Origin of the sequence: Actinomadura sp. 7K534, assembly GCF_004348575.1 — a bacterium.
Lineage (GTDB): Bacteria > Actinomycetota > Actinomycetes > Streptosporangiales > Streptosporangiaceae > Spirillospora > Spirillospora livida.
In genome coordinates, this window is the sequence record NZ_SMKB01000261.1 from 1 (window position 1) to 9,473 (window position 9,473).

The 9,473-nt window shown below is 70.2% G+C and carries 10 protein-coding genes; 4 read left to right on the forward strand and 6 right to left on the reverse strand.

The window, feature by feature from the left end; genetic code table 11:
- Nucleotides 1-389 precede the first annotated feature (389 nt).
- Nucleotides 390-593, reverse strand: a complete 204-nt coding sequence (gene bldC / locus E1266_RS31825; RefSeq protein WP_012850682.1) for a developmental transcriptional regulator BldC — start codon at nucleotides 591-593, stop codon at nucleotides 390-392.
- A 273-nt stretch (nucleotides 594-866) separates the two neighbouring features.
- On the reverse strand, nucleotides 867-1,718 hold the full coding sequence (locus tag E1266_RS31830) for a hypothetical protein (protein WP_243719133.1): 852 nt from the start codon (nucleotides 1,716-1,718) through the stop codon (nucleotides 867-869).
- Between the two features lie 212 nt (nucleotides 1,719-1,930).
- Between E1266_RS31830 and E1266_RS31835 the strand changes: the two genes are divergently transcribed.
- Complete coding sequence (locus E1266_RS31835) at nucleotides 1,931-3,013, forward strand: Glu/Leu/Phe/Val dehydrogenase dimerization domain-containing protein (RefSeq protein ID WP_243719135.1); 1,083 nt, start codon at nucleotides 1,931-1,933, stop codon at nucleotides 3,011-3,013.
- Between the two features lie 323 nt (nucleotides 3,014-3,336).
- Complete coding sequence (locus E1266_RS31840; RefSeq protein WP_131987069.1) at nucleotides 3,337-3,543, forward strand: DUF3073 domain-containing protein; 207 nt, start codon at nucleotides 3,337-3,339, stop codon at nucleotides 3,541-3,543.
- A 359-nt stretch (nucleotides 3,544-3,902) separates the two neighbouring features.
- Here the strand turns inward: E1266_RS31840 and purM are convergent, their stop codons facing one another.
- Both purM and purF read right to left on the reverse strand, forming a co-directional pair.
- A complete protein-coding gene (purM, locus tag E1266_RS31845; protein WP_132053400.1) occupies nucleotides 3,903-4,946 on the reverse strand; it encodes a phosphoribosylformylglycinamidine cyclo-ligase in 1,044 nt (347 codons plus the stop codon).
- Nucleotides 4,946-6,397, reverse strand: coding sequence for an amidophosphoribosyltransferase (purF, locus tag E1266_RS31850; RefSeq protein ID WP_132053402.1), 1,452 nt, complete (start codon nucleotides 6,395-6,397; stop codon nucleotides 4,946-4,948). The genes purM and purF overlap by 1 nt, the downstream gene beginning before the upstream one ends.
- 128 nt (nucleotides 6,398-6,525) lie before the next feature.
- Here purF and E1266_RS31855 point away from each other — a divergent pair, with 128 nt between their 5' ends.
- Complete coding sequence (locus tag E1266_RS31855; protein WP_132053404.1) at nucleotides 6,526-6,915, forward strand: DUF4190 domain-containing protein; 390 nt, start codon at nucleotides 6,526-6,528, stop codon at nucleotides 6,913-6,915.
- A gap of 7 nt (nucleotides 6,916-6,922) precedes the next feature.
- On the opposite strand, the gene E1266_RS31860 is transcribed toward E1266_RS31855, so the two are convergent.
- Entirely contained in the window at nucleotides 6,923-7,561 is a 639-nt protein-coding gene (locus E1266_RS31860; protein ID WP_165966289.1) for a LamG domain-containing protein, read from the reverse strand.
- Nucleotides 7,562-7,713: 152 nt separating this feature from the next.
- Complete coding sequence (locus tag E1266_RS31865; RefSeq protein ID WP_132053412.1) at nucleotides 7,714-8,214, reverse strand: sterol carrier family protein; 501 nt, start codon at nucleotides 8,212-8,214, stop codon at nucleotides 7,714-7,716.
- A 225-nt stretch (nucleotides 8,215-8,439) separates the two neighbouring features.
- Between E1266_RS31865 and E1266_RS31870 the strand changes: the two genes are divergently transcribed.
- Nucleotides 8,440-9,473, forward strand: a 1,034-nt coding sequence (locus tag E1266_RS31870) for a serine/threonine-protein kinase (protein ID WP_132053408.1), incomplete at its 3' end; no start/stop codon positions are given.

Here is a 9,473-nt window from a genome sequence, read left to right on the forward strand (position 1 = left end):
GGAACTCCCCAGCCCCAGAGCCCCCACCAAGCACACCCGCACCCGCCAGCGCTCATCCGCGAAGCGACGCCGAAGCCTCACCGGGATGACCGCACCCGCACCCGGCCGGTAACGGAGCAACCACCCGACGAGCGCACTCGCCTCTGCGACTACCCCGGCCACGCACGCGAGCGCGTTACCTGAGCGGCGAGACGACGCCGAAGGCGAGCCTCGCCGGGAAGATCGCGAAGCGATGCGGCGCTCGCACAGGCCAGGTCACGTAGCGAGCGCCAGCGAGCGAAGTGGGCCTGGACTGCGTTGACAGAGCCTGGCCTGCGTTAGCACCGCGCCGCCCTCGGTGTCGGGGGGCCATCGGGCTCCCGACGCCGGGGGCGGCGCAGCGGACACGGTTATTCCGACCGCTGCTGCGGGATTCCCGCGAGCAGCGCCCGCACCTCCGCCTCGCGATAGCGGCGGTGCCCCCCCAAAGTCCGGATGGACGTGAGCTTTCCCGCCTTCGCCCACCGTGTGACGGTCTTGGGGTCGACGCGGAACATCGTCGCCACCTCCGCCGGCGTCAGCAGGGGCTCGGCCTCTGGCGTACGTGCTGACATGTTTGCGGCCTCTCCTCCGTGGACCGATGACAGCGATCCTGCGATTGATCCTCGCGCGGTCACTGATGTCCCCTATGGCCCGAAAGAGCCACTATGACATCACAACGTGTAACCTTGCCACCACTCAGCGCAACAAGCAAGTTCCTGGCGGTAGTTGCGTGCAAACATCCCCCCGGATGCGGCGTGCCGCCCCTGCGCGATGGCCATCGAGTCACGCTGAGTGATTCTAGCGACACGTATAGTCGTATCGCGCAGGGATTCGGGAAATTTGTTTTAGTTCGCCGTCTCAAGTGCGCGGACGGGCCGCCAGCGGGCGAGGAGGCGCTTGTACATCGCCACGGTCAGCTCGGCCTCCCCGCGCTCCATCCCGGTGAGGGCCACGGCCATCTCGGCCACCGACTCGTCCGCGCGGAGCGTCCGGTCGTCCAGCAGGTGGACGAGGCCGCCGTAGTCGAGCTCGACGAGCGCGCGGGGGTCGAAGCCGCCCAGCCACCGGGCCAGCGTCTCCAGGCGCCCGGCCGAGAGGAGGTACACGTCGCCCGTGCCGTCGCCGAGATTCTCCCGCACCACGGGGAGCGCGGCCGAGACCCGCCTGCGCGCCTCGCCCATCGAGGTGACGTAGAGGAGGGTACGGACCGGCGCGGCCGTCGCCGGGCCATTGCCCCCGTGCTCCTCAGACGCGTGCTCCTCAGACGCGTGCCCCTCGGACGCGGGCTCCTCCGGCGCGTGCTCCCCCGACGCGTCGTCGGCCTTGCGGTAGCCCGTCTCCGGCGTGCCGAGCATCAGGGACCGCTCGGTCCGCGCGAACGGCACGAACCAGTCCAGCGGGACGTGCCAGGTGCTCGTGAGTATGTGCGGCTGGAGGGACCGGCCCGCGCGCTTCCACTGCTCGAAGTCGCTCATCACCCGCTCCGACAGGGGCGGGGGGACGAATGCCGCCGCCACACCGGCGGCGTGCTCGTTCCTGAAGCGCTCGAACGCCAGCCAGGAGCGCAGCCGCGTCTCCCAGGGGCACACGTAGATCATGTCTTCGAGGCGGCGGACGTAGGCGTCCCTGCTCTCGCGCTCTGGCACGACCTCCGGCGGTGAGCCGGTCATCCTCAGCGCGGCGTCGCGGTGCTCCACGCCGAGCGCGTGGATTCGCCGCGGGCGCCGCCTGGAGTCGGCGTAGACCGTCCATAAGGTCCGCGCTGGCTCCGGGAAGGCGGTCACCGGTTCATAAACCCGTAGGTACGCGGCGTACGGAAGCACCATCGCATCGTCACATGAGATTCGTCCGGGCGGGGCGGCATCCCGCGCCCTACGCTGATCTTAGAGACAGAGAGGAGGGCACTACCGTGCCTAATGTCTTCGGGGCGCCCCACAAGGGCACCGAACCCCGACACGAGCAGGTCGTCTTCTGCCAGGACGAGGCCAGCGGCCTGCGCGCGATCATCGCGATCTACTCCACCGCGCTCGGCCCGTCCCTAGGAGGTACACGCTTCTTCCCGTACGAGTCCGAGGAAGAGGCCCTCGCCGACGTGCTGAACCTGTCCCGCGGCATGGCGTACAAAGCCGCCTTGGCCGGGCTGGACCTCGGCGGAGGCAAGGCCGTCATCATCGGTGACCCGGCCACCGACAAGACCGAAGCGAAGCTGAGGGCGTACGGACGGTTTGTCCAGTCGCTGAACGGCCGCTACTACACGGCGTGCGACGTCGGCACGTACAGCGAGGACATGGACGTCGTGGCCCGCGAGTGCAAGTTCGTCACCGGGCGGACGGTGGCGCACGGCGGCGCCGGCGATTCCTCCATCCTCACCGCGTTCGGCGTGTACCAGGGCATGCGCGCCGCCGCGGAGACCATGTGGGGCTCGGCCACGCTGCGCGGCAAGCGGGTCGGGGTGGAGGGCGTCGGGAAGGTCGGCCACCGGCTGGTGGAGCACCTGCGCGAGGACGGCGCGGAGGTCGTGATCTGCGACGTGAACGAGACCGCCGTCGACCGCGTCCGGGCGCTGCACCCGGAGGTGGAGGTCGTCGCAGATAGCGACGCGATGATCCGCGCCGACCTCGATGTGTACGCGCCGTGCGCACTCGGCGGTTCCCTCAACGACGAGACGGTGCCCGCCCTGAAGGCGAAAGTGGTCTGCGGGGCCGCCAACAACCAGCTCGCCCACACCGGCGTGGAGAAGAGCCTCGCGGACCGGGGCATCCTGTACGCCCCGGACTACGTGGTCAACTCCGGCGGCGTGATCCAGGTCGCGGACGAGATCGAGGGCTTCAACTTCGACCGCGCGAAGGCCCGCGCCAGCGGCATCTACGAGACCACCCGGAAGATCTTCGCGCTGGCCGCCGACGAGGGCGTCCCGCCGGCGGTCGCCGCCGACCGGCTCGCGGAGCGCCGGATGTCGGAGATCAGCCGATTGCGCGGCATCCTGCTGTGAGCCTGCGCGGACACCGCGCGGGCGCCGACGCGACGGAACGGTCCCACGACCCTGTTTAGACCGTTGCAAAACCGTTGCTAGAGCCGCCGTGGGGCACTGTACGACCGTCCCACGGCGGCTTTGGCGCGTACCCGTGACCACGGGATACACTGTTGTTATCAGCAACAGAAGCGCCGCCACGTACCGTCGATGTACCGAGCCGGGCGCAAAACGGGTACGGTTGTACCCGTGACTGACGCATGGCTCATCAGGCACCGGTTCGTGTGGTACACGCGCGCTTGGATGGGCCCACGAAAGCCCTGACCATCGAGGGGGTCGAGCCAATGGGTCGCGGCCGAGCCAAGGCCAAGCAGGTTAAGGTTGCCCGACAGCTCAAGTACAACAGCGGCAACACGGACCTCGACCGCCTGAAGAGCGAACTTGGAGTCAGCGACTCCGGTGAAGACTCCTATGACGAGCTCGCCGAGAAGTACGCAGACTTCGCGGAGGACTACGGCACCGAGGACCGCAAGGACGGCACCTCCGGTTGATCGGCAGACAGTGCGCCACCGCCCGTAGCACGGGGCGGTGGCGTTTGTCGTGACCTCTGGATGTTCGCCGAGGTGTTCGTCATGGAGGTGTGTTCGTCATGGTCTCCGAGAGCCGCCGAGGTCGCCCGCAGGGCACGTTCGGCGGCTGATGGTACCCGTGTGACCCCCGGGGGCTGAGAGGCGCTCTGCGGCCGTCTCAGCCCCCGGCGCGTCATCCGCGTCGGCTGCCGTGCGCGGAGAACTTGTATCAAGGCCGGTCGTTTCACCGCCTCATCCCTTCCATTGCAGCCGCGTGCTCGCTCAGTGCTTGCCCGCTCAGTGCTTGCCCGCTCAGTGCTTGCCCGCCGGTGCGCGCCCGCTCAGTGGAGGGCCGCCGTGCCGTCGCCGGGGACGATGTCGCCCAGGCGCCAGGCCGGGACGCCCCGGGAGGTCAGCAGCCGGAGGGCTTCGTCCGCGCTGTCCGGGGCGACGATGGCCGCCATCCCGACGCCCAGGTTGAACGTCTTGTCCATCTCGGCCTGGGGAACGTCCCCGTGGCCCTGGAGGACGCGGAACACAGCCGGTGTCTCCCAGGACGAGCGGTTCAGGACTGCGTCCACGGTCGCGGGTAGCGAGCGCGCCAGATTTGCGGCCAGCCCTCCGCCCGTGATGTGAGCGAAGGCACGTACCCCACCGGCCTGGATCAGAGCCAGGCAGTCCTTGGCATAGATGCGTGTCGGTGTGAGAAGCGCCTCACCGAGGGGACGGCCGAGCTCCGAAGGCTCCGATTCGAGGGTCAGGTCCGTCGTGGCGAGGATGTGGCGGACGAGCGAGTACCCGTTCGCGTGGATGCCTGACGAGGCCATGGCGAGCACCACGTCCCCCGGGCGAACCCGCTCGGGGCCCAGGGTCTCGTCCGCCTCCACGACGCCCGTACCGGCGCCCGCCAGGTCGAACTCGTCCGCCTCCAGCAGGCCGGGATGCTCGGCTGTCTCACCGCCGACGAGGGCGCATCCGGCCAGGGCGCAGGCGTCCGCGATGCCTCCGACGATGTCGGCGATCCGTTCCGGGACGACCTTGCCGCAGGCGATGTAGTCGGTCATGAACAGCGGTTCGGCGCCGCATACGACGAGATCGTCGACGACCATGCCGACCAGGTCGTGCCCGATCGTGTCGTAGACGCCGAGACGACGGGCCAGGTCGACCTTGGTACCGACACCGTCCGTGGACGTGGCGAGCAGGGGACGCTTGTAGCGCAGCAACGCCGAGGCATCGAAAAGCCCAGCGAAGCCGCTCGCATCGTCGACCACCTCGGGACGCCGTGCACGCGCCACGCGGGACTTCATCAGCTCCACCGCACGCTCACCCGCCGCGATGTCGACCCCGGCGGCCTCGTACGAGGTGGGCGAGGGGCGACCGGCCATCAGGTGACCTCCAGCAGATGCTTGCCGCGTGCGCCGTCCTCCACCGGGATGGGGTACTCGCCGTCGAAGCACGCCCGGCACAGGTTGTCCTTGGCGATGTGCGACGCGGAGATGAGCTCGTCCAGGGAGATGTAGCCGAGGGAGTCGGCGCCGATCGAGTCGCGGATCTCCTCCACCGACAGGTTCCCGGCGATCAGCTCGGCGCGGGTGGCGAAGTCGATGCCGTAGAAGCACGGCCAGGCGACGGGCGGGCTGGAGATCCGGACGTGGACCTCGGCGGCGCCCGCGTCCCGCAGCATCGTCACGATGGCGCGCTGGGTGTTGCCGCGCACGATGGAGTCGTCCACGACCACCAGCCGCTTGCCCTCGATCGCCTCGCGCAGCGGGTTGAGCTTGAGCCGGATGCCGAGCTGGCGGATCGTCTGCGACGGCTGGATGAACGTCCGGCCGACGTAGGAGTTCTTCACCAGGCCCTGGCCGTAGGGGATGCCGGACGCCTCGGCGTAGCCGATCGCGGCCGGCGTGCCCGACTCGGGCGTCGGGATGACCATGTCGGCCTCGACGGGGTGCTCGCGGGCCAGCCGGCGTCCCACCTCGACGCGGGTGGCCTGGACGCTGCGTCCCGCGATCGTCGTGTCGGGCCGCGCCAGGTAGACGTACTCGAACAGGCAGCCCTTCGGCCGCGCCTCGGCGAACCGCTCGGACCGGACGCCGGCGCCGTCGATCGCGACCATCTCGCCCGGTTCGATCTCGCGGACGAAGCGGGCGCCGACGATGTCGAGGCCGGCGGTCTCCGACGCCACGACCCAGCCCCCGTCCTCCAGGGCGCCGAGGACGAGCGGGCGGACGCCCTCGGGGTCGCGGGCGGCGTAGAGCGTCCCCTCGTCCATGAAGACCAGGGAGTACGCGCCGCGCGTGACCGGAAGGACCTCCCGCGCGGCCGCCAGCGGGCCGTCGTCGCCGCGGGTGGCGAGGAGGGCCGTGAGGACCTCGGTGTCGGTCGTGGCGGTCAGCACGCCCGGTTCGAGCCGCGCGGCCAGCTCCGGGGTGTTGATCAGGTTGCCGTTGTGGACGAGCGCCAGCCCGCCCGCGTCGCTCGACCGGAACGTGGGCTGCGCGTTCTCCCACGTCGGCGAGCCGGTCGTCGAGTAACGGCAGTGCCCGACGGCGATGTGGCCGCGGAGGGTGTTGAGCACCGACTCGTCGAACACCTGGGCGACGAGCCCCATGTCCTTGAACACGACGATGCGTGACCCGTCGCTGACGGCGATGCCCGCCGACTCCTGCCCGCGGTGCTGTAGCGCGTACAGGCCGTAGTAGGTGAGCTTGCTCACTTCCGCCTTTGGCGCCTGGTCAGCGGGGACCCAGACGCCGAACACCCCGCAAGCGTCCTGCGGGGGGCGGTCTGTGGGATCGATGTCGTGGCTCAGACGTCCGTCACGGAGAGGCACATTCGCCAGTCTAGATGCCAGGTTCAGCTGCTCCGATCGGTGGCATGTACTTACCGGACCTTTGCTCACCCGAAATAGAGGCATCGCGCACCTCGGGGGAGTCTGGTGACCGACACGTGGAGGAAGACATGACGCTGCCTGGATACCAGACGTATTCGCCTCCGTCTCCTCCCAAGAGGAGCACGCTGGCGAGGGCCTCGCAGGTACTCGGAATCGTCGGCCTGGTGGGGCTCGTCCTGTGTCTGGTGGGGATCATCCCGGCGCTCGTGGGGCTCGTCCTGGGGGCGGTGGCACTCGTGCGGGGTGACGCCGACCGGCGGCCCGCGATCGTGGGCGTCGTCTGCTCGGCCCTGGCCGTCGTCGTCGGCGCCGTGGCGCTCGTCTGGCTGCTGAGCAAGGCGGCCGAGTGCGGTGACGAGACGCGCTACCCGGACGATTCGTCGCGGCGCGGCTGCGTCGAACGGGAGTTCCCCTTCGCCGATGGCAGCGCCGCTAGAGACACAGCCATCACTCCATAGGGGGCGGCTAGGAGCCCTGGTAGTCGGCTAGGGAGCGGACGGCCTCTTCATCGAGCGCGGAGGCGTAGACGCGGAAATCGTCCATGAGGCCGCCGAATCCAGGCTTGGTGGGTTCGCTCCCCAGGTAGATGGGGCCGGCCGGGGTGACGACCGCGTGTTCGAGCGGTACGGCCACGTCCAGCCTGCCGTTGACGTACAGGGACATCCCGGCGGTGTCCACGACGAACGTGACGTGCGTCCATTCACCGACGGTGAGCCTTGTGCGGCTGTCGGCGTAGTCCGGGCCCTTGACGGTGAAGAGCTGGGCCCGAAGCCGCATCTCGTCTGGGTAGAGCCAGAGACCGAGACCCCTGGCATCCTCCTCGGCGACCGGCTTGTAGACGAGGCTGCGCCACTCGCCGATCGGTTCCTCGGTCACGCGGACGAAGAACGCCACGCTGAATCCGAACACCTGGCTGAGGACGAGCTGAGGTGTGGCGGGAATCACGGCGCGGCCGGTCCCGCCGAGCGACAGCGCCTCCCCCGCCCGGCCCGGGACGATCTCGGCGGTCTCGTCCAGCTCGGCGACGGGTCCGGCCCCGGCGATGTCGGCGACCCGGCGGCCGTCCACGGTGGCTACGTCGAACGTCCAGTGCGCGATCAGCACGGGATCACCTCCAGTGTGGCGGCGCATGCATCCGTGCCGTGTGCTGCCGCGCCGCCTTCCAGGTCGTGCCCCGAACGGACGGTGGTGCCCACGCTGGCAGCGCCGGGCGGTCCAGGCAAGGCCCGGATCGCGCCACGGGCCGACGGCCCCGCTCAGCCCGGCTCCGCGGCCTCCCTGTCGGCGGGCAGGTCGGCGGGCAGGTCGGCAGGCGGGTCGATGGGCAGGGGAAGATGGTCCGACAGGTCCGCACGTGCGCCGCTTGCGCGGACCCGGCCGTCCGCTACTGCGTCGGCCCAAGCCAACCGGCCTGTGGCCAGGGCGATCAAGGCGGCGGCATCCATCTCCACCACATTCGGGGGTGTACCCCGGGTATGGTGCGGCCCGTCAATGCACTGAACCGCGGCATGAGGAGGAACGCGAACCTCCACGGAACGGCCGGGCGCCAGCTCGGCGAGCCGGTCCAGCAGGAACCGCACCGCTCCCTTGACGACCGGCCTGGACGGTTCGGCGCTCCCCGCCTCGATGCAGGCGAGGACGGTGTCCAGGGCCGCGCGACGGAGCGCGGCCGGCTCGTCCGCACCGGTGTACGCCGGCAGGCCGAGCGCGGTGCGCTGCTCGTTCAGGAGGGCAAGGGAAAGCGGCTTTCGCGACATCGCCACTGACGTTACCGGGTCGTGGCCCACGGTGACCTGCTCCGGGCGGTGGCGTCCGGTGGACCACTCAGACGGTAGAAAGGACCCGGCGTCAAGCCGGGGAGCGCTTTTCGTCCGGCGAGCGGGGAGGAGCCCTCCACGCCCGTCAGCGAAGATGAGGAATGCTCATAGAAGGGAACGGGGAGGCCGGGGACGCGGTCCCCGGAGGACACGGAGGTTCGTCAGATGCCCGAGGCGCTGCCCCTGCAGCCGGGTGACCCGCGGAGACTCGGCTCGTACGAGATCACGGGCCGGCTCGGCGTCGGTGAGCAGGGTGCCGTCTTCCTCGGCAGGGACCCTGCCGGCGGCCTGGTCGCCGTGAAGGTCCTGCACGTGCGGCTGAGCGGTGAGCCCGTCGCCAGGTCCCGGTTCGCGGGTTCGTTCACCGCCGCCCGGAAGGTGTCCGGCTTCTGCACCGCGGCGATCCTGCACGCCGACGTTGAGGGCGACCGTCCCTTCGTGGTGAGCGAGTGGGTGGACGGGCCGTCCCTCCAGCAGCTCGTGGACGAGGAAGGGCCGCGCGGTGGCGCGGTCGTCGAGCGCCTAGCCGTCGGTATGGCGATCGCCATCGCGGCCGTACATCGAGCGGGCGCGGTCCATCACGACCTGAAGCCGGGCAACGTCCTCCTGGGACGGGACGGGCCCAGGCTGGGCGACTTCGGCATCGCCCACGCTCTGGAGGCGGTGAACGTGGCCTTCTCCGGGCACATCACCGAGGATCCCTCCTACAAGTCCCCGGAGCAGCTCAGCGGCAGGGGCATCGGACCCGCCGCGGACGTGTTCGCCTGGGCGTCGACCATCCTTTTCGCCGCGACGGGCAGGTCGCCCTTCGGGACGGGCTCTCCGTCAGAGGTGATGCAGCGCATCGTCTACGACGAGGTCGACCTGACCGGGCTCCCCGCTTCGCTGCACGCGGTGCTGACCGACGCGTTCGCCAAGGATCCGGCCAGCCGTCCGACGGCCAAGGAGCTCCTCCAGCGGCTCCTGGACGAGAACGGCCCGCTCGCGGTCCGCATGCCGCCCGCGATGGTGGCCGAGGGCCGGGCCCTGGCCTCGTCCACACCTGCGCAGCGACCCGAGCCGCCCTCCGCCGGGTCACCGCCGCCCGTGCCTACGCCGGCGCCTTCCCCGCAGATACCGCCTTCTGTGCCGCCGCAGGCTCCCCTGGGCGGCCACCCACCCCCGGTACCTGCCGACCCCACGTTCACCCCCGGTATGCC

What these genes read in the sequence shown, in the direction of transcription:
- E1266_RS31865 (WP_132053412.1), bottom strand. Translation starts at nt 8,214, where the DNA reads ATGTCGCGAAAGCCGCTTTCCCTTGCCCTCCTGAACGAGCAGCGCACC.
- purM (WP_132053400.1), bottom strand. Translation starts at nt 4,946, where the DNA reads ATGGCCGGTCGCCCCTCGCCCACCTCGTACGAGGCCGCCGGGGTCGAC.
- bldC (WP_012850682.1), bottom strand. Translation starts at nt 593, where the DNA reads ATGTCAGCACGTACGCCAGAGGCCGAGCCCCTGCTGACGCCGGCGGAG.
- E1266_RS31840 (WP_131987069.1), top strand. Translation starts at nt 3,337, where the DNA reads ATGGGTCGCGGCCGAGCCAAGGCCAAGCAGGTTAAGGTTGCCCGACAG.
- E1266_RS31855 (WP_132053404.1), top strand. Translation starts at nt 6,526, where the DNA reads ATGACGCTGCCTGGATACCAGACGTATTCGCCTCCGTCTCCTCCCAAG.